This window comes from Arthrobacter methylotrophus, from assembly GCF_039539965.1.
Lineage (GTDB): Bacteria > Actinomycetota > Actinomycetes > Actinomycetales > Micrococcaceae > Arthrobacter > Arthrobacter methylotrophus.
This window is the reverse complement of the sequence record NZ_BAABED010000001.1, coordinates 2,275,771-2,294,074: the sequence shown is the minus strand read 5'-3', so window position 1 is coordinate 2,294,074 and position 18,304 is coordinate 2,275,771. Positions and strand designations below refer to the sequence as shown.

The 18,304-nt window shown below is 62.5% G+C and carries 15 protein-coding genes; 5 read left to right on the top strand and 10 right to left on the bottom strand.

Going from position 1 to position 18,304, the window contains the following annotated elements:
- Positions 1-59: 59 nt before the first annotated feature.
- Positions 60-1,127, bottom strand: coding sequence for a quinone-dependent dihydroorotate dehydrogenase (locus ABD884_RS12130; protein WP_345046020.1), 1,068 nt, complete (start codon positions 1,125-1,127; stop codon positions 60-62).
- Positions 1,128-1,195: 68 nt separating this feature from the next.
- Here ABD884_RS12130 and ABD884_RS12125 point away from each other — a divergent pair, with 68 nt between their 5' ends.
- From ABD884_RS12125 to ABD884_RS12115, 3 genes are read left to right on the top strand one after another with little or no spacing between them, the layout of a single operon-like run.
- A complete protein-coding gene (locus ABD884_RS12125) occupies positions 1,196-2,878 on the top strand; it encodes an FAD-binding dehydrogenase (RefSeq protein ID WP_345046019.1) in 1,683 nt (560 codons plus the stop codon).
- Positions 2,879-2,887: 9 nt separating this feature from the next.
- Positions 2,888-3,928 carry an alpha/beta hydrolase gene (locus ABD884_RS12120; RefSeq protein WP_345046018.1) on the top strand — a complete coding sequence of 347 codons (1,041 nt, stop codon included), beginning with the start codon at positions 2,888-2,890 and terminating at the stop codon, positions 3,926-3,928.
- Positions 3,925-4,998 (top strand): alpha/beta hydrolase, encoded by a 1,074-nt coding sequence (locus ABD884_RS12115; protein WP_345046017.1) that lies wholly within the window; start codon positions 3,925-3,927, stop codon positions 4,996-4,998. Before ABD884_RS12120 ends, ABD884_RS12115 begins: the two co-directional genes overlap by 4 nt.
- A 6-nt stretch (positions 4,999-5,004) precedes the next feature.
- Here the strand turns inward: ABD884_RS12115 and ABD884_RS12110 are convergent, their stop codons facing one another.
- The 3 genes from ABD884_RS12110 to leuA all read right to left on the bottom strand — a co-directional run bounded on the left by ABD884_RS12110 (position 5,005) and on the right by leuA (position 8,399).
- Positions 5,005-5,820 (bottom strand): isoprenyl transferase, encoded by an 816-nt coding sequence (locus ABD884_RS12110; RefSeq protein WP_345046016.1) that lies wholly within the window; start codon positions 5,818-5,820, stop codon positions 5,005-5,007.
- Between the two features lie 2 nt (positions 5,821-5,822).
- Positions 5,823-6,575, bottom strand: coding sequence for a DNA repair protein RecO (recO, locus tag ABD884_RS12105; RefSeq protein WP_345054773.1), 753 nt, complete (start codon positions 6,573-6,575; stop codon positions 5,823-5,825).
- 84 nt (positions 6,576-6,659) lie between these two features.
- Positions 6,660-8,399, bottom strand: a complete 1,740-nt coding sequence (leuA, locus tag ABD884_RS12100) for a 2-isopropylmalate synthase (protein WP_345046015.1) — start codon at positions 8,397-8,399, stop codon at positions 6,660-6,662.
- 251 nt (positions 8,400-8,650) lie between these two features.
- Between leuA and ABD884_RS12095 the strand changes: the two genes are divergently transcribed.
- Positions 8,651-10,603, top strand: coding sequence for a M13 family metallopeptidase (locus tag ABD884_RS12095; RefSeq protein ID WP_345046014.1), 1,953 nt, complete (start codon positions 8,651-8,653; stop codon positions 10,601-10,603).
- Between the two features lie 90 nt (positions 10,604-10,693).
- On the opposite strand, the gene ABD884_RS12090 is transcribed toward ABD884_RS12095, so the two are convergent.
- From ABD884_RS12090 to ABD884_RS12070, 5 genes are all read right to left on the bottom strand, one after another.
- Positions 10,694-12,154 carry an LCP family protein gene (locus tag ABD884_RS12090; protein ID WP_345046013.1) on the bottom strand — a complete coding sequence of 487 codons (1,461 nt, stop codon included), beginning with the start codon at positions 12,152-12,154 and terminating at the stop codon, positions 10,694-10,696.
- A gap of 167 nt (positions 12,155-12,321) precedes the next feature.
- The gene (era, locus tag ABD884_RS12085; RefSeq protein WP_345046012.1) at positions 12,322-13,284 is read right to left on the bottom strand and encodes a GTPase Era; all 963 of its coding nucleotides are present in this window, start codon (positions 13,282-13,284) and stop codon (positions 12,322-12,324) included.
- Positions 13,268-14,599: a hemolysin family protein gene (locus ABD884_RS12080; RefSeq protein WP_345046011.1), complete on the bottom strand. Its 1,332-nt coding sequence runs from the start codon at positions 14,597-14,599 to the stop codon at positions 13,268-13,270. Before ABD884_RS12080 ends, era begins: the two co-directional genes overlap by 17 nt.
- Complete coding sequence (ybeY, locus tag ABD884_RS12075; RefSeq protein ID WP_345046010.1) at positions 14,596-15,069, bottom strand: rRNA maturation RNase YbeY; 474 nt, start codon at positions 15,067-15,069, stop codon at positions 14,596-14,598. The genes ABD884_RS12080 and ybeY overlap by 4 nt, the downstream gene beginning before the upstream one ends.
- Positions 15,066-16,154 (bottom strand): PhoH family protein, encoded by a 1,089-nt coding sequence (locus tag ABD884_RS12070; protein ID WP_345046009.1) that lies wholly within the window; start codon positions 16,152-16,154, stop codon positions 15,066-15,068. Before ABD884_RS12070 ends, ybeY begins: the two co-directional genes overlap by 4 nt.
- Before the next feature lie 423 nt (positions 16,155-16,577).
- Here ABD884_RS12070 and ABD884_RS12065 point away from each other — a divergent pair, with 423 nt between their 5' ends.
- Positions 16,578-17,465, top strand: a complete 888-nt coding sequence (locus tag ABD884_RS12065) for a GerMN domain-containing protein (protein WP_345046008.1) — start codon at positions 16,578-16,580, stop codon at positions 17,463-17,465.
- Between the two features lie 62 nt (positions 17,466-17,527).
- Here the strand turns inward: ABD884_RS12065 and ABD884_RS12060 are convergent, their stop codons facing one another.
- Complete coding sequence (locus tag ABD884_RS12060) at positions 17,528-18,304, bottom strand: 16S rRNA (uracil(1498)-N(3))-methyltransferase (RefSeq protein WP_345046007.1); 777 nt, start codon at positions 18,302-18,304, stop codon at positions 17,528-17,530.

Here is an 18,304-nt window from a genome sequence, read left to right as displayed (position 1 = left end):
CGTTCCAGGGTCTTTCTGCTTGTCCGCACGTGGTGATGCGCGGCGATCGGGGCCCCGGCCTAGCGACGTCGCTTCGCAAGGGCCCTGTTGATTCCGGCAGCCCAGAACGGACCCTCATAGAGGAATGCTGTATAGCCCTGGACCAGGGTTGCACCGGCGTCGAGGCGTTCCCGGACATCATCGGCAGACTGCACTCCGCCGACAGCCACAAGCACCAACTCATCGCCTACCGCTGCTTTGAGCCTGCGCAGTACCTCGAGCGAACGCTGCTTGAGTGGAGCACCGGAGAGTCCCCCCGCGCCGCAGGCTTCCACTTTGCCCGGCCCGGACACAAGGCCTTCCCGGCCAATAGTGGTGTTGGTGGCGATGATGCCATCGAGCTTGAGGTCCATGGCGAGGCGGGCGACGTCGTCGATGTCTTCGTCACTCAGATCGGGAGCGATCTTCACCAGAAGGGGTACATGCCGGCCGGCCGCCGCGTCGGCGGCCTCCCCGACAGCACGCAGCAGAGGACGCAAGGTCTCGACGTTCTGGAGCAGGCGGAGTCCGGGAGTGTTCGGTGAGCTGACGTTGACCACAAGGTAGTCGGCGGCCGGTGCCAAGGTTCGGGCACTGACCAAGTAGTCATCAACGGCATTGTCGAGTTCAACAACCTTGGTCTTGCCGATGTTGACGCCGATCACGGGACGAACGCCGGCATGAGTTCGCTGCAGTGCCGCCCGCGCAGCCTTGAGCCGGGGCGCGACGGCCGCCGCGCCGTCGTTGTTGAAACCCATGCGGTTAATCACGGCTTTGTCTTCAATGAGGCGGAAGAGCCTGGGCTTCTCGTTGCCAGGCTGCGCCTGGCCCGTGATGGTGCCCACTTCCACGTGGCCGAAGCCCAGCTCGGCGAGGGCTTCGATGCAGTGTCCCTCCTTGTCGAAGCCGGCAGCAAGGCCGAACGGCGAAGGGAAGGTAAGGCCGAAAGCCTCCGTGCGCAGCGAGGGGTGGGGTGCCGTCAATTTGGCCAGAACGCGCCCCACTCCTGAAAGGTGTGCACAGCGGATCGCCTCGAAGCCGATCTTGTGGGCTTTTTCGGCATCCATCCAGGAGAAGGCCAACTTGAAGAAGGTGGGGTAAACGCGCATGTCCCTAGTTTTCCGGTTTACGGGGCTCCTACCAAACCGGAGCGGTTACCGGGCGGTAGCATGTACGAATGCCGAGCAATCCGCGTGATGGAGTTCACTCCAAGGCAATCATCGAAGCCGATGTCGTCGTCATTGGTGCGGGACTATCAGGACTGGTCGCCGCCGCGCAGGCCTACGCGGACGGCAAACGGGTTGCTGTCCTCGACCAGGAACCCGCTGCTTCAGTGGGTGGCCAGGCACACTGGTCTTTCGGCGGATTGTTCCTGGTCAACTCCCCCGAACAGCGCAGATTGGGCGTGCGGGACAGCGCTGAGCTTGCCTTAGGCGACTGGTTGGCGTCCGCGGCCTTCGACAGACCGGAGGATACCTGGGCCAAGCGTTGGGCAAAAGCGTACGTCGACTTTGCCGCCGGCGAGAAGCGACGATGGCTGAGCGCGTTGGGTGTGCGGTTCTTTCCACTGGTGCAGTGGGCCGAGCGTGGCGGCTATGGGCCGCAGGGCCACGGAAATACAGTCCCGCGGTTCCACGTGACGTGGGGCACGGGCCCGGGAATCGTGGAACCCTTCCTCGCGAAGGTGCAAGAAGGCGTAACGAACGGCAGGGTATCGCTCCACTTCCGGCATCGCGCCACGGAAATCACGACGACGACGGGCCACGTCACCGGGGTCAGCGGCGACGTTCTTCAGCCGTCCGGATCCGGACGCGGTGAATCGTCCTCGAGGATCGTCGTCGGAAGCTTTGAGGCGACCGGGGGCGCCATCATCGTCACGACAGGTGGAATCGGCGGAAACCATGCAACGGTGCGGAAGCAATGGCCGGATGCTGCAGCGCCGGAGCACATGCTGAGCGGCGTGCCTGCATCCGTCGACGGTGACTTCCTGGCTGCGGCGGCAGCCTCCGGCGGAAGGCTCATCAATGGCGACCGCATGTGGCACTATCCCGAAGGCATCCGCAACCACTCCCCCGTCTGGCCCTTGCATGGCATTCGGATCCTGCCAGGACCGTCGTCGCTCTGGATTGACGCGGAGGGACGGCAACTGCCAGCGCCGCTGTTTCCAGGGTTCGACTCGCTTGGTGCGCTCAGACATATCCAGGCGAGTGGACACGGACATTCGTGGTTCGTGTGCAACCGCGCCATCGCCTTGAAGGAATTCGCCCTGTCGGGCTCGGAACAGAACCCGGACCTCACGGGCAAGGACCTCAGCCTCTTGGCTTCGCGGCTCAACCCCCGCAGCGAGTCGCCTCTAAGCGTGTTTCTGGACCGTGGCGTGGATTTCCTGCAGGCCGCTACTGCCGTGGAACTGGCGTCGAAAATGAACTCTTTGACCGGTACGGCGCTGATAGATCCCTGTCAGCTCGCGTCGCTCATCCGGGACCGGGACCTGCAAGTGGCAAGCCGGCTGGGCAAGGATCCGCAGCTCGGTGCCATCCGTGCGGCCCGGCGCTTCGCGACCGACAAGATCATGCGAGTGGCCCCTCCGCACCGCCTCACCGATCCGAAGCACGGTCCGCTCCTCGCAGTTCGGCTCTCCGTGCTCACACGCAAGAGCCTCGGCGGACTCCAGACGGACCTGCATTCACAGGTCCTGGACGGTTCCGGAGTTCCAGTCCCGGGTTTGTACGCGGCGGGCGAGGCAGCGGGCTTCGGCGGTGGAGGAGTTCATGGCTATCGGGCATTGGAAGGAACCTTCCTGGGCGGCTGCCTGTTCTCTGGACGCGCAGCCGGGCATGATGCCGCGGCGAGTGTCTAAGCTGATCCCATGGAATGGCAGACCGACATCCTCGGTGCGGACTTTGAAAGTTGCGCGTTCGAGGCGGCTGGACCCGACGGAGTGCTCCGGCGTGCGACCTTGGTCCGTCATGTCCCGCACCAAGCCGCGGGCGGTTCCCGCCCGCGGGCTGCCAATGGTTCCGTACTGTTCCTCCACGGCTGGAGCGACTATTTCTTCAACGTCGCCCTGGCGCAGTTTTGGACGGGACAGGGCTTCCGGTTCTACGCGCTGGACATGCACAACCACGGCCGCAGCCTGCAGGCAGAAACGCCTGGCGGTTACGTAGAGCACTTGGACGACTATGACGCCGAAATCAGCAAAACCATAGAGATGATCCGTGCCTGCGATCCTCTCGGGGAGGCGCCTGGTCCGTTGACACTCATGGGGCATTCCACCGGTGGCCTTGTGGCGGCGCTGTGGGTCAGCAGGCATCCCGGTGCTGTCCAGTTCCTCGTCCTCAATAGCCCATGGCTTGAAATGCACGGAAGTTCCATGGTCCGCCGTGCAGCCCAGACCATGGTGAAACCGCTCGCACGGTTCCGCCCGAAGACCATCCTGCGCCTGCCCGAGCGAGGCTTCTACTACCGCAGCATCAGCAGCTCGGCGGAGGGCGAATGGCTCCTCGACGACAAGTACCGGCCGCCCTTGGCATTCCCCATGCGGGCCGGATGGCTCAGCGCAGTACTCAGTGGCCACACGAGGGTGGCCCGGGGACTTGGAATAGACATTCCGATCCTGGTGCTGATCTCCGGTGCAAGTGCCAATGGCATGGTCTGGCAGGAGTCCATGCGTCATTCCGACGCAGTATTGGACGTCAACACCATGGCCGTCCGTGCCATGACCCTTGGCCGGACCGTCACCTTGGAACGAGTCGATGGCGGACTCCATGATGTGTTCCTGTCCGCCGGTCCGGTGCGCGCCGATGCCTACGCGAGGCTCGCACGATGGATTCACGGATACATTTCCAGTGGACCGCAGCCGGAACCTCCGGCCGGACTCGAGCGTGGCGGGACGGGGGACGTGCCATGACCACGGAGCTGGGGTTGCCTGTTTGGCAACAAGACTATTTAGGCCCTGGTTTCGAAACCTTTGAGCTTGAACTCTCACCCGATGAAGAAGGACCGGTTTGCGCAACGCTCATCCGGCACGTCCGCCCGGTGGCCACCCAGTCCGTTCCACACGGGCTTCTGGATGCTCTGGCAGCTTTCACCAGACGCCGACGCCGGCACGACGTACCCGTCACCGGGGGCCCGCCGCGTGTAGTGCTGTATCTGCACGGCTGGGCCGACTATTTCCTGCAGACGGAACTAGCCGAATTCCTGGGTGCTTCGGGATTCCATTTCTATGCCCTTGACTTACGCAAGTTCGGGCGGAGCCTGCGGCCAGCTCAGACCCCCGGCTACACCACCGACTTGGCCGTTTATGACGAAGACCTCGACGCTGCCCTACTTGCCATACAACAGGACGTTGCTGAGCGGACCGGAAGTACGGACATTCCCACCGTTCACCTGTTGGCACATTCCCTGGGCGGCCTGATTGCTGCGCTTTGGGCTGACAGGAACCCCGGCCGCATTGCCACGCTGACCTTGAATTCGCCGTGGCTGGAACTTCAAGGGAGCAGCCTGATCCGCAGCATAGCGATGCACGTGGTGGAACCATTTGCGCGCACCGACCCCAAACGGCCTTTCCGCTTCCCCGAGATGCCGGCCTATTGGGAAAGCGTCAGCAACCTGGCCCACGGGGAATGGACCCTCGATCCGGAATGGCGGCCCCGGGCTTCTTTCCCGATCCGTGCAGGCTGGACAAAAGCAGTCCTGGCGGGACACGCCGCCGTCGAGCGCAAACTCAATATCGATGCTCCGGTGCTGGTGCTGCTTTCCGGCCGTACGCGGATCCAGGCCGAGTGGAGCGCTGAACTCATGCGCGTCGACGCCGTCATCGACGTCGAACAGACTGCGCGCCGGGCACTGGGCCTCGGCCGGCGGACGGCAGTGTTCCGCTATCCGGGAGCCATTCACGATGTGTTCCTGTCAAGGCGCACTGTCCGCCAGCAGGCCTACCGGGACGTCGCCATCTGGTTGGCTTCCTATCCGGACTGACTGTGCTCAGTGGGTCGCGGCGTCAACGGCACCGCCGTAGCGGCGGTCCCGTTTGGCGTAGATTTCGACGGCGTCCCACAACGTCCTGCGGTCGACGTCCGGCCACAACGTGTCCATGAAGACGAACTCCGCGTATGCAGATTGCCACAGGAGGAAGTTGGAGAGCCGCTGCTCACCGGAGCTGCGCAGGAACAGGTCCACATCGGGAAGATCCGGTTCATCCAGATATTTCTGGATGGTCTTCTCAGTGACAGAGCCGGGTTTCAGGCGGCCGTCGGCAACATCCCGGGCAATAGCGGCCACGGCATCGGCGATTTCGGCGCGGCCGCCGTAGTTAACACACATGGTCAAAGTGCATGTGTCGTTGCCGCGTGTGTACTCCTCGGCTTCCTCGAGTTCCTTGATAACGGAACCCCACAGCCGGGGCCGTCGCCCCGCCCAGCGAATCCGCACTCCCCACTCGTCGAGCTGGTTGCGCTGCCGACGTAGCACGTCTTTGTTAAATCCCATGAGGAAGCGCACTTCTTCCGGCGAACGGCGCCAGTTTTCCGTAGAGAACGCATAGACACTGACGTACTTGATGCCGAGTTCGATCGCCCCGGCCATCACATCGAGCAGGGCGGGCTCCCCGGCTTTGTGGCCCTCGATGCGCGGCAGGCCGCGCTGGTTTGCCCAACGGCCGTTGCCATCCATGACGATGGCGACGTGGCGCGGTATCAGTTCGGCGGGAATCGCCGGAGGCCTGGCACCTGAAGGATGGTGGTAAGGGGCCATTACCGGGGTTGTCCGTGCCGTTGCTGTCTTCTTTTTTCCCAGTGCCACTGTCAGCTTCGCTCCACATGTTTGAGGGACTTCAATGCTCGTTCAAGATGCCATTGCAAGTAGCTGGCCACCAAACCCGCCGCTTCGCGGCGGTGAACGCTTTCGGATCCATCGGCCGTGGCCCAGTCCCCCGTCAGCAGGGCGGCCAAAAGGATCACCGTCGCGGGCGCGGGCGCCGGCGAACCGGGCGGGCGGCAATTGCTACAGATCATTCCGCCCAAGGGAGCGGAGAAAGCGGTGTGTGGACCAGCCGCCCCGCAGCGCGCGCAATTGGTGAAACTGGGTGCCCAACCGCCGGTGGCCAGGGCACGGAGGAGGTATGAATCAAGAATGAGTTCCGGCGGATGGTCCGAACGGCTCAGCGAGGCAAGAGCGCCCACCAGCAAGTTGTACTGGGCGGTCCCCGAATCGACGTCGGCGTCGGTCAGTTTCTCTGCCGTTTCGGTCATGACCGCAGCCACGGTATACCGGGAGTAGTCGGCGGCGATGGAGCTTCCATAGGCTCCTTTGGCAACAGCCTGGGTGACAATGTCCAGGTTTCGGCCGGAGATAAGTTGCAGGTCTGCCACCATGAAGGGCTCCAGCCGGGCACCGAAGCGGCTGGAGGTACGCCGCACGCCCTTGGCAACGGCCCTTACTTGGCCGTGGTGCTTCGTCAGCAGGGTGATGATGCGGTCCGCTTCGCCCAGCTTGTGAGTACGCAGCACTACGGCATCGTCCCGATAGGATCGCGCTGCAAACGAAGGATTGGCCACAGTTAATCTTCGCACCACACCGGCCGTTCTCGGGACCGGCCGTGCTGTGCGGCGCCGTGTTGACGGCGCCGCACAGCACACTGGTTATGCCCGGACGGCCCTGATGGCGCGGTTGACGGCAGAGATGACTGCCTTGAGCGCAGCGGTGCTCGTGTTGGGATCGATGCCGACGCCCCAGAGGACGCGCTCGCCGACGGCGCATTCAACATATGCTGCGGCGGTGGCGCTGCCACCTTCCGAGAGCGCATGTTCGGTGTAGTCGAGGACTCGCACGTCCACGCCGTCTTCACGCAAGATGTCCAGCAGTGCCGCGATGGGTCCGTTGCCTGTGCCCGTTCGCTGGACGACGGTACCGTCCACGCGCAGGGCCGCGTGCAGGGTCAGCTCGCCGGATTCATCGGTTTCGGTGCGGATGGAGCCCAGCGAGTAGCGTCCCCATTGGCCATCGGCAGTGCTGGCGGGCAGGTACTCGTCCTGGAACATCGCCCACAGCTGCGCCCCGCTGACCTCGCCGCCCACGGTATCCGTACGGTGTTGGATAACGCCGGAGAATTCGATCTGTGCCCGGCGGGGCAGGTCCAGGCTGTGCTCGTTCTTGAGCAAGTAGGCCACGCCCCCCTTGCCGGACTGGGAGTTGACGCGGATGACGGCTTCGTAACTTCGGCCCAGATCCTTGGGATCAATCGGCAGATACGGAACCTGCCAGGTGAAGTCGTCGGCGGCTTTGCCCGCCGCGGCGGCGTCCTTTTCGAGGGCTTCGAAACCCTTCTTGATGGCGTCCTGGTGGGAACCGGAAAATGCCGTGAACACGAGGTCGCCACCGTACGGCGAACGTTCGGGGACCGGCAGTTGGTTGCAGTACTCCACTGTCCGACGGACTTCGTCGATGTCCGAGAAATCGATCATCGGATCGACGCCTTGCACAAACATGTTCAAGCCCAGGGTAACGAGGTCCACGTTGCCGGTACGCTCGCCATTTCCGAACAAGCAGCCTTCGATGCGATCGGCGCCGGCCAGGTAGCCCAGCTCGGCCGCGGCGACGCCGGTGCCGCGATCGTTGTGGGGGTGGAGGGAGATGATGATCCCGTCCCGCGGGTGCAGGTTCCGGTGCATCCACTCGATCGAGTCGGCGTAGACATTGGGCGTGGCCATTTCCACGGTGGCGGGCAGATTGATGATGATCTGCTTGTCGGCGGACGCTTCGAAAACGTCGGCAATGGCGTTGCAAACGCGCGCTGCGTACTCGAGTTCGGTTCCCGTGAAGGACTCCGGGGAGTACTCGTACGTGATGTGGGTGTCCGTAAGAGTCTCCTCGTACTTCTTGCACAAACGGGCACCTTGGAGGGCAAGGTCCAGGATGCCGTCCTCGTCCTGGTTGAACACGACGCGGCGCTGGAGGACCGACGTGGAGTTGTACAAGTGGACGATGGCCTGCTTGGCGCCAGCGAGGGATTCGTAGGTACGCTCGATCAGATGCTCGCGAGCCTGGGTCAGCACCTGGATGGAGACGTCATCCGGGATATGGCCGCCTTCGATGAGCTGGCGGACGAAGTCGAAGTCGGTCTGGGAAGCAGACGGAAAGCCGACCTCGATTTCCTTGTAGCCCATATTGACAAGCAGCTGGAACATCTTCAGCTTGCGGGCGGGGCTCATGGGATCGATCAGGGCTTGATTGCCGTCACGCAGATCCACGGCGCACCAGCGCGGAGCCTTGGTGATGACCTTGTCCGGCCACGTCCGGTCCGGCAGTTCCACGTTGATCAGGTCCTGGAAAGGCAGGTACCGATGAGTTGGCATTCCGGAGGGCTTTTGTGCGTTACGCATGACTTAGGGCCTTTTCTCTTAATCTTTGATGGAAGATTGGCCGGGCATAGCTAACTCCGCAGCGAGGGTCGGCCTAGCGAATGATCGCCTTCGAGGCCCCGCCGCGGCAGCTAAGGAGAAGCATTCCTGCACGCACCATTTCACAGTAACACGGGTGCGTATGATGACAATGCAATACCTGAAGCAACGTCCACCATGCAGACGCGGTAACGGTGGATAGCCTGTTCCGCTCGTCGTCCGAAGGAGTTCTAGTGCCACAATCGGGGATCACACTGACCAACATCGATGAAAGTGTTAGGCCGCAGGACGACCTCTATCAGCACGTCAATGGATCGTGGCTGAAGTCGACCGTCATTCCGGATGACCGCCCGTTGGAGGGAACATTCACCGCGTTGCGCGATGGCGCTGAACTGGCAGTAAAGGCGATCATCGAGGAAGCAGCCGCAAAGGGCGAGGACGCCAGCGGAATCCAACGCAAGATCGGCGAGCTCTACAACAGCTTCATGGATGAGGATTCCGCCGAGGCCAAAGGCCTGGAGCCCATCCGCGCCCGGCTCGATGAGGTCTTTGCAACGGCTTCGCCCCCCGAGGTTGTTGCGTTGACGGGGCGGTTGTTCCGTTCCGATGTCTCTGGTCTCTTCTCCATCTATCCGGCCCCCGACGCCGGGAACCCGGACCGGGTCCTGCTGTACATCGGCCAAGGCGGGCTGGGCCTTCCGGACGAGTCCTACTATCGGGACGAGAAGTTCGAGCCGATCGTCGAGGCGTACGCCAAGTACGTCGCCAGGCTCTTCGGCTTGGCACACATTCCCGACGCCGACGCAGCAGCCGCACGCGTCGTCGCCCTTGAAAAGGCCCTTGCCTCGCACCATTGGGACAACGTCACCCTCCGTGATCCGCAGAAGACCTACAACCTCAAGACTGCGGAGCAGAGCCGCGAACTTTTCCCCTACCTGGATGAATGGTTCCACTCAGCGCGGATCGAGGGAGACAAAGTCACCGAGTTGGTGGTGAGCACGCCTGATTACTTCTCCGGTGCGGCCGCGCTCGTCGAGTCCGAGCCCCTTGCCGCATGGCAGGAATGGCTGGCCCTGCGGGTGCTCAATGCCGCGGCCCCCTATCTGTCGTCGGCCTTCGTTGACGCGAACTTCGATTTCTATGGCACTACCTTGAGTGGCACGCCGCAGAACAAGGACCGCTGGAAGCGGGGAGTCGCCGTCGTCGAAGCCGCGCTGGGCGAGGCTGTGGGGCAGATCTATGTGGAGCGCCATTTCCCCGAAGGCTACAAGGCCAGGATGCAGACGCTGGTTGCCAGGCTGATCGAGGCTTATCGCCAAAGCATCACCGCCCTCGACTGGATGGGCGAAGATACCAAAGCGGAAGCGTTGAAGAAACTGGAAGCTTTCCGGCCGAAGATCGGCTTTCCGGACAAATGGATAGATTATTCCGCCGTCGACATCGATCCAGCTGATTTGCTGGGGAACGTGGAGCGGGCGCACGACGCCGACGTCGACCGCCATCTTGATGAAATCGGCAAGCCGGTCGATCTCGACAAATGGCTCATGACCCCGCAGACGGTCAACGCCTACTACCACCCGATGCTGAACGAGATTGCCTTCCCGGCCGCGATCCTGCAACCGCCCTTCTTCACCGCGGAGGCTGACGACGCCGTCAACTACGGCGGCATCGGCGCCATCATCGGCCATGAGATCGGCCATGGCTTCGACGACCAGGGCTCCCAGTTTGACGGAAGCGGAGCGCTGCGGAATTGGTGGAGCGAGGAAGACCGCAAGGCCTTCGAAGCACTGGCGGCCAAGCTTGTCGCCCAATTTGACGCACTTGCGCCTTACGCCGCTCCCGAACACAAGGTCAACGGCAAGCTCACGCTAGGCGAAAACATCGGCGATCTGGGTGGCCTGACCATCGCCTACAAGGCCTACCTCCTGAGCCTTGATGGCGCGGAACCGGCTGTTCTCGAAGGGCTCACCGGCCAGCAACGCTTCTTCATGTCCTGGGCTGCAGGCTGGCGCCAGGTCATCCGGCCCGAGGAAGCCATCCGGCGCGTCGCCACGGACCCGCACTCCCCCAACGAGTTCCGCACGAATGCCATCGCGAAAAACCTCGACTCCTTCCATGAGGCGTTCTCGGTGGAAGCCGGGGATGGAATGTGGTTACCACCGGAGGATCGCGTGAGCATCTGGTAAGCGTCACCGGCTCTGCCAACAGAAGGGAGCGGTCACCACAAGCCCTGTGGTGACCGCTCCCTTCGCTGCGTCTCAGGTGTTCCGGTGTTGCTACCTCGCGATGAGCGCCGGGTTGACGGTCTGGCACTTCACGTCGCCGGCAGTCTGCTTGACGATGTCGGCCGGAACGGAGGCAACTCCATATTTGGTTCCGGAATCGAAGTCACTGCCGATGTAGACCTGGACTCCGACAACTCCGTTGGACAATTCCATCTGGGAAGCCGGGATCCCGAGTTGATTCGCGACATCCGGCGCAACGTCGGCGTAGCCGGGTCCATAGTAGATGACCGTCTTGGGCACGGCCGCCGCGAGGAAGTGCGCCGCCTTGGTGAATCCACCGCCAACCAGGGCTGCTGCGATCTCTTGGCCCCGGGCTGCGATCCCCGTCCCGTCGGCAACCGTTACGGGCTGAATGGCCTTATTGTAGGCAGGCGCGCTGGGGGCCGACGGGGTGCTTGATGGAGCCGGCGAAGCGCTGGCCGAAGGGGCGGCGGTAGCTCCGGGGGTAGTCAGGTCCAGGTTCGCCTTCATCGCGGCAAACAGTTGGGTGGCCTGCGGCTGGGCCAGCTCGAGGCGATTCGGATCGACAGCGGCCGGCTGGGTCGGGACGGAGACGAAGGCCACCTTGGACAGGTCGACGTCCTTGAGTCGGCTCCCGATGGTCAGGAGTGACTGGACGGATGCCAGCCCGTCATCCACCGTGAGGTTCTTTGTCACGACGTCAGCGATGGACAGCAGGCTCTGAGGATTACTGAGGGTTCCGTCGGATTTGATCTTGCGGGTCAGTGAGGAAAGGAACCCCTGCTGCGCCTGAATGCGTCCAAGGTCGCTTCCATCTCCAAAACCATGACGCGTCCGCAAGAAGGCCAGGGCCTGCTCGCCTTGGACCTTCGAGGTTCCCTGAGGGAGCCGGAGCCCGGAATCGGGGTCGTAGACAGCATCGCTCACACATACATCGACTCCGCCCACGGCGTTGGACAGTTCCTTGACAGCGTTGAAATCAGCCATCATGAAATGGTCGATTTCCAGTCCGGTGAGCTTGTTCACGGTGTCAACCGCACAGCCAATGCCAGCCTCCGCCATGGCCGAGTTGATCATGACGTTGGAATGGGGTTGATAGACCGTGTTGGTTTTGGGGTCGGTGCACTGCGGGACATTTACCAGGAGATCGCGGGGGAAACTGGTGAGGCTCACCCTCTTGTTGTCCGCCGAAATGTCCAGCAGCATCATGACATCCGACTGACCGTAGCCCGTGGAGTCCTGCGTGGAACCGTATTGCGAGTTCTTCCCGTCCCGGGTGTCGGACCCAAGGATCAGGATCTGCAAGCGGTCCGTGGCATCGTTGGCGGCGGCCTCAGTCCGAGTGGCGCCTGCCGTCAAGGGTGCTTTGCTGATGTTGGACTGCAAGCGGATGACCCAGTAGGCAGCGAAAACGAATCCAGCGATGAGCAGTACGCTCACAGCGGCCGCAGTAATCTTGAGCCAACCCGGCAGCCCTTTGAAAGCATGCATGTGGCGGGGGGTGCCGGGGGGTTCTCCATGGCGTGCAGCGCCCGTTGCACCAACAGTGCCGGCCCCCTGTACGCGCGCATCGCGACGTTGCACTACTCGCTCAACCTTTCCTCGGAAACGGGATTCGGACCATCTTACGGGCCCAAACTGGGAAAACTCCCCAGCTTCTAGAACCCCAGCTTCACGAGTTGCTTCGGATCGCGTTGCCAGTCCTTGGCCACCTTGACATGCAGGTCGAGGTAGATCTTGGTCCCGAGGAGAGCTTCGATCCCCCTGCGGGCGTTAGTCCCGACCTCCCGCAGGCGGCTTCCGGCTTTACCGATAATGATGGCTTTCTGGGACGGACGTTCGACGTAGAGATTGACCCGCACATCAAGGAGCGGATTGTCCTCGGAACGGCCTTCGCGCGGGACGATTTCCTCGACCACCACTGCCAGTGAGTGCGGAAGCTCGTCCCGGACGCCCTCCAAGGCGGCTTCCCGGATCAGTTCGGCGACCATGACGGCTTCGGGCTCATCCGTAAGTTCACCGTCAGGGTAAAGAGGCGGAGAGGACGGCAAGTGCCCTATGAGGACGTCGGCAACTGTATTGACCTGGAAGCCGTCGGCTGCAGAAACCGGAACGATATCCGCCCAGCCTTGCTCGCCGAGGACTTCGCGGCCCAGCGCGGCTACGGCCAGGAGCTGCTCGGTCAGGGCCTGACGGTCCACGAGATCGGTCTTGGTGACAAGTGCAATGATGGGCTTGCGTCCGACGGCAGCGAGCTGGGCCGCGATGTACTTGTCACCCGGACCGATCTTCTCGTTGGCCGGGAGGCAAAAGCCAATGGCATCCACTTCGGAGAGGGTGTCCGCGACGAGGTCGTTGAGCCGCTTGCCAAGAAGGGTGCGGGGGCGGTGCAACCCCGGAGTGTCCACGAGGATGAGTTGGGCATCCTCGCGATGAACGATGCCGCGGATAGTGTGCCTGGTGGTCTGCGGCTTTGCCGAGGTAATGGCGACCTTCTGGCCGACCAAAGCGTTGGTGAGGGTCGACTTTCCCGCATTGGGACGGCCCACAAGAACCGAGAAACCTGCGTGGAAGCCGCCGAAGTCCTGATCGGCGTCGAACTTCTTATTGTGCTTGCTCACGTGGAACTCCCTGTTGCGTTGTGTCGGCCTCGTCGAGAAGGTCTTCAAGGTCAGTGTCTTCTTTTGGAATGGCTGCCGCAATGATATGGCTGACCCGGTTTCGCCGGCCTTCCAGCCTATCGGCTTTCAACGAGATCCCGCCCACCTCCACCGCGCTGCCGACAATCGGGACTTTCCCCAGGGTCTTGGCCAAGAGGCCGCCCACGGTGTCCACTTCGTCGTCGTCAAGGTCAATGTCGAAGAGCTCTCCGAGGTCGTCAATGCTCATCCGTGAGCTGACCCGGTACGTGCCATCTCCCAGATCAGTGACCTCCGCATCGGTGGAATCGTACTCATCAACGATCTCCCCCACGATTTCCTCAATGAGGTCCTCCAGCGTCACCAGTCCCGCAGTGCCGCCGTACTCGTCAATGACCACGGCAACGTGGGTGGATTCCTGCTGAAGCTCGCTGAGGAGTTCGCTCACAGGCTTGGACTCCGGAACGAAACGTGCCTCGCGTACCAAGGCATCCACGTTCTGGCGCACTGACGGCTGTTCCGGACGGTGCAATGCAGCGGCAACATCCTTCAAATAGAGGATGCCGCGGATCTGATCTGCGTTCTCCCCGATCACGGGAATCCTTGAGTATCCGGAGCGCAGGAACAGGGCCATGGCCTGCTCCAGGCTCGAGCCGGAATCTATGCACACAATATCCGTCCGAGGGACCATCACCGAGCGGACCAAGGTGTCTCCGAAGTCGAAGACCGACTGGATGAGTTCGGCCTCGCTGTCCTCGATCATGTCCGACTCCGAGGCCCTGTCGACGAGCTCACGGAATTCTTCCTCGCTGAAGAATGCCTCGTCGCCGCTCGGAGCACCAGGGGCCACGACGCTCCCGATCGCGACGAGCCATCCAGGAATGGGCCCCAGGATCCAGCACAGGAACCGGATGAGCGGAGCCGAGTAGCGAACCACGCTGCCCGGGTGGGCGCGTCCTAGTTGCCGGGGCGAGACCCCTACCAGCACGAAACCGATCACGGCCATAATGCCGGTTGCGGCCAATCCGGCAAGCCAAACGTTCTCGAGGAGACTATGCATGACCACTGCGACAGCCACGGCCGCCGCCATCTCGAACCAGACCCGCCAGAATCGCAGCGCGCGAATGTGGGCAATGGGCTGGTCAAGGATACTGCGCAGCGAATTCCCCCGGCTCCTGACGACGGCTTGCTCTGCATCGTGCCGCGGCAGAAAGGTGAAGGCAGCCTCCGCCGCGGTCAGCAGGCCAACGACGCTAAGGAACACCAAGGCCATGCCAACCAGGATGACTGAGGTCACTGCATGGTCTCCATGGGGGCGTCTTTGCCAAGGAACCCGGAGAGGAGCTCACGCTGCAGAGCGAACATTTCTTCCTTCTCCTCCGGCTCGGCATGGTCGAAGCCAAGGAGGTGGAGGATTCCGTGGGTGCAGAGCAGGAGCATTTCATCCTGGGTCGAATGACCCGCGTTGCGCGCTTGGACCTGTGCCACCTGCGGGCAGATCGCGATGTCGCCCAGCATGCCCTGGGGAGCCGGCTTGCCTGGTGTTCCCGGCGTCAGCTCGTCCATGGGAACGGACAGTACATCGGTTGCGCCCGGCTCGTCCATGAGCTCGATGTGGAGCTTCTCCATGGCAGGCTCATCCACGAGGAGAATGGAAAGTTCGGCCTGGGGGTGAATGTAGAGCCGTTCGAAAATGAAACGCGAAAGCGTTACCAATTGTGCCTCGTCCACCTGGATGCCGGACTCGTTGTTGACCTCGATGCTCATCGGTGCTCTCCCCGTTTGTCGTGCGTGGGCGCGTGCTGGGCACGCACCCGATGCTTTTCGTCCCATATGCTGTATGCGGACACAATGTCGGCCACCAAACGGTGCCGGACGACGTCGGAAGCGTCCAGCATCGTAAAGTTCACGTCATCGATCCCCTGGAGGATTTCCTGCACGATGCGCAGGCCGGACGTGGCGCCGAAGGGCAGATCCACTTGGGTGACGTCGCCCGTGACAACCATCTTGGAACCGAATCCAAGCCGGGTCAGGAACATCTTCATCTGTTCCGCGGTGGTGTTCTGGGCTTCATCGAGGATGATGAACGCGTCGTTGAGCGTGCGGCCGCGCATGTAGGCAAGCGGCGCGACCTCAATTGTCCCGGCCGCCATGAGGCGCGGGATCGATTCCGGGTCCATCATGTCGTGCAGGGCGTCGTACAAAGGACGCAGATACGGATCGATCTTGTCGCTCAGTGTTCCGGGCAGGAAGCCGAGACGCTCCCCCGCCTCGACGGCTGGCCTGGTCAGGATGATGCGGCTGACTTCCTTAAGCTGCAGTGCCTGAACTGCCTTGGCCATTGCCAAGTACGTCTTACCGGTGCCGGCAGGGCCAATCCCGAAGATCACTGTGTTGTCGTCAATGGCGTCGACATAGTTCTTCTGGTTCAGCGTCTTGGGCCGAATGGTGCGTCCGCGGCTGGAAAGAATATTGTGGGTCAGGACTTCCACGGGGTTTTGCAGGGACTGGCTGCGCAACAAGGAAACGAGCTGCTGAAGCACGTCCGGGGTGATAACCGTCCCCTTGCTCACCAGGCCGCGGACTTCTTCAAGCAGGCGCATGATCCTGGGGACATCGCTGGCCGGCCCGCTGAAAGAGAGCTCGTTGCCACGGACATGAAAATCGACGCCGGGGAACTGGGCTTCAATGTAGCGCAGCGCCTCGTCATGGCTACCAAGGGTCTGAACCATCTGATCAGAGTCGTCGAAGACAACAACTTCCGTCCGGGCACCCGGGACAGAGTGTGGGAACTCGGCCGGACCTGTGTCTACGCTGCTGGCCCTGGGCCGCCCGTTCAATGATTCTGTCATAGTGCTGGCCTTGTGGCCTGTGCTCCTCCGGCTTGGTCATGTCCATCGATTTTGCTCCGATGTCCGTTCGCTGGATGGGCGCAGGATCGCGGGCCTCGGATTGCTTTCAATCCTACGCCAGCCGGTGTCCGAGGTGATGCCAGCGAGTATCGAGCACAGCGTCGAACAGCCGGACCTTGCCGTTTTTGGTATCAACTCCGCATCGACCTCGTATCAATCGGATTGCAGTTGCCCTCCGGGGCATCGAATCGCCGGTCAGCGCCGGTCACTCTATGACAAGCTGATTAATGGGCAAAAATGCCCCTGTGCCCGCCATCGGGCGCATGACTCCTCCGCACTGCAGCGGCCGAACACGAGCAGGAATCCACCATCACCAGGCCAGCCGGCATTTCACAGGGCACACGCACCCGGATTCGATCCGCCGTGCTTGTGGCCTCGCTGACGGCTGCCTTGTCCCTTTCGGCGTGCGTCGCCGATCGCACGGAACAGGGATCGACAACGCCGCTCCCGAGTCCGCCTGCCAGCCTGCAGGCTGCCCCGGACAATAACGCTCCGCTAGAAACAACCCAGGCCTCAAACAAGATTCCGGTGTATTGGATTGGACGGAGCGACCAGGACACGTTCCTGTATCGCGAATTCCGCGACAACCCGGGCAACGAGAACCCCATCACCACGGCCCTGCGGATCATGATGTCCCAGAAGCCGCTGGACCACGACTTCTTCACGCCGTGGCAGAATCCAAGCAGCTTGGCAACGTCGATTTCCGGCAAGAACGTGGTCACCGTAGATGTTTCCCGCGACGCGTTCAATTCCAACCTCGACCCCGGCATGGCGCAGCGGGCGGTCCAACAACTCGTCTACACCGCAACCGCTGCTGCGGCGAGTTCGGGACTGATCGATTCCGGTCAGCAAATCAAGGTGGCCATCTTGGTGGACGGGCACACGGACTATCTGGCGTTCGGACAAGTGAAACTCGGAGACGCGATGGTCCGCGACGCTGCCATGGTGGCTCCCGTCTGGATCATCGACCCGCAAGAGGATCTGACCTTGCCTGCCGGTCCGGTGAAGTTCAACGGGCGCAGCACCGACCCCTCAAAGAAACTGCACTGGCAGATCCTTCGCGAGAACTCCAACGGCGAGAAAACATCCTATCTGGCCGGTCAGACCACCGCCTCCACCGTGGCAGGACAGGGCGGAGTTTTCACCCTCACTGTGGGGCTCGGAACGGGCCGCTATGAGTTGCGTGTTTCCCTAGTGGGACCCAACGACGCGGATATCGCTACGGATACCCGCTCCTTCAACGTCCGCTGATTCCGGTACGCGGCCAGCGCCTCCCCAATCCTCACCTCCCCAATCCTCACAGAGAGTCTTGGCTACCAGCGCCCGAGTATGTCACTGGCGAGCACGACGGCGGCCGGTCCTGCCGTCGATGAGCGAAGGACGTGGTGCCCCAAGAGAGCGGTGACGGCGCCGACGTCGCTGAGCTTGGTCACTTCGCGCGGCGAAATACCACCCTCCGGGCCAACAATGAGCAGGACTTCCCGTCCGGCGTCGTCGTCCGTGTCAGGAAGGTGCTCCTGCCACGTCTCCAGCACGTCCCGCAGGGGGCGCTTTGCGTCCTCGTGGAGGATGATCGCCAGATCCGCGGCGGCGACAGCCGAAATCAAGCCGGAACCGTCGACGGCGGCACGCACTTCCGGAATCCACGCTCGCCGCGCTTGTTTGGCGGCCGCGGTGGCCACGGATTGCCACTTCGCGTGGGCTTTGGCTGCCCGGTCGCCCTTCCAACGGACGATGGAGCGTTCTGCCTGCCAGGGCACGACCGCGTCGATCCCGAGTTCCGTTGCCGTCTCGACGGCGAGCTCGTCGCGATCGCCCTTGGCGAGGGCCTGGACCAGCACAAGCCGCACCCTCGGCTGCTGTTCCTCCACCACATCCGAGGCAAGAACCGTGAGGGTTCCCTGGCCCGATTCAGTCACGGTTCCCGTCAGCCGTTTGCCGACGCCGTCGGCAATGTCAACTGCTTCACCGATCTCCAGTCGCTTGACGGTAACAGCGTGCCTTGCTTCGGCTCCTTCGAGTACGAAAACATCGCCACGCCCGAGCCCGTCCAGCGTTCCGGCTGCTGTGAAGAATACGGGGTTGCTCAC

Coding starts and splice junctions, on each gene's coding strand:
- ABD884_RS12130 (WP_345046020.1), bottom strand. CDS start 1,127: ATGCGCGTTTACCCCACCTTCTTCAAGTTGGCCTTCTCCTGGATGGAT.
- ABD884_RS12125 (WP_345046019.1), top strand. CDS start 1,196: ATGCCGAGCAATCCGCGTGATGGAGTTCACTCCAAGGCAATCATCGAA.
- ABD884_RS12120 (WP_345046018.1), top strand. CDS start 2,888: ATGGAATGGCAGACCGACATCCTCGGTGCGGACTTTGAAAGTTGCGCG.
- ABD884_RS12115 (WP_345046017.1), top strand. CDS start 3,925: ATGACCACGGAGCTGGGGTTGCCTGTTTGGCAACAAGACTATTTAGGC.
- leuA (WP_345046015.1), bottom strand. CDS start 8,399: ATGCGTAACGCACAAAAGCCCTCCGGAATGCCAACTCATCGGTACCTG.
- ABD884_RS12090 (WP_345046013.1), bottom strand. CDS start 12,154: ATGCATGCTTTCAAAGGGCTGCCGGGTTGGCTCAAGATTACTGCGGCC.
- ybeY (WP_345046010.1), bottom strand. CDS start 15,069: ATGAGCATCGAGGTCAACAACGAGTCCGGCATCCAGGTGGACGAGGCA.
- ABD884_RS12070 (WP_345046009.1), bottom strand. CDS start 16,154: ATGACAGAATCATTGAACGGGCGGCCCAGGGCCAGCAGCGTAGACACA.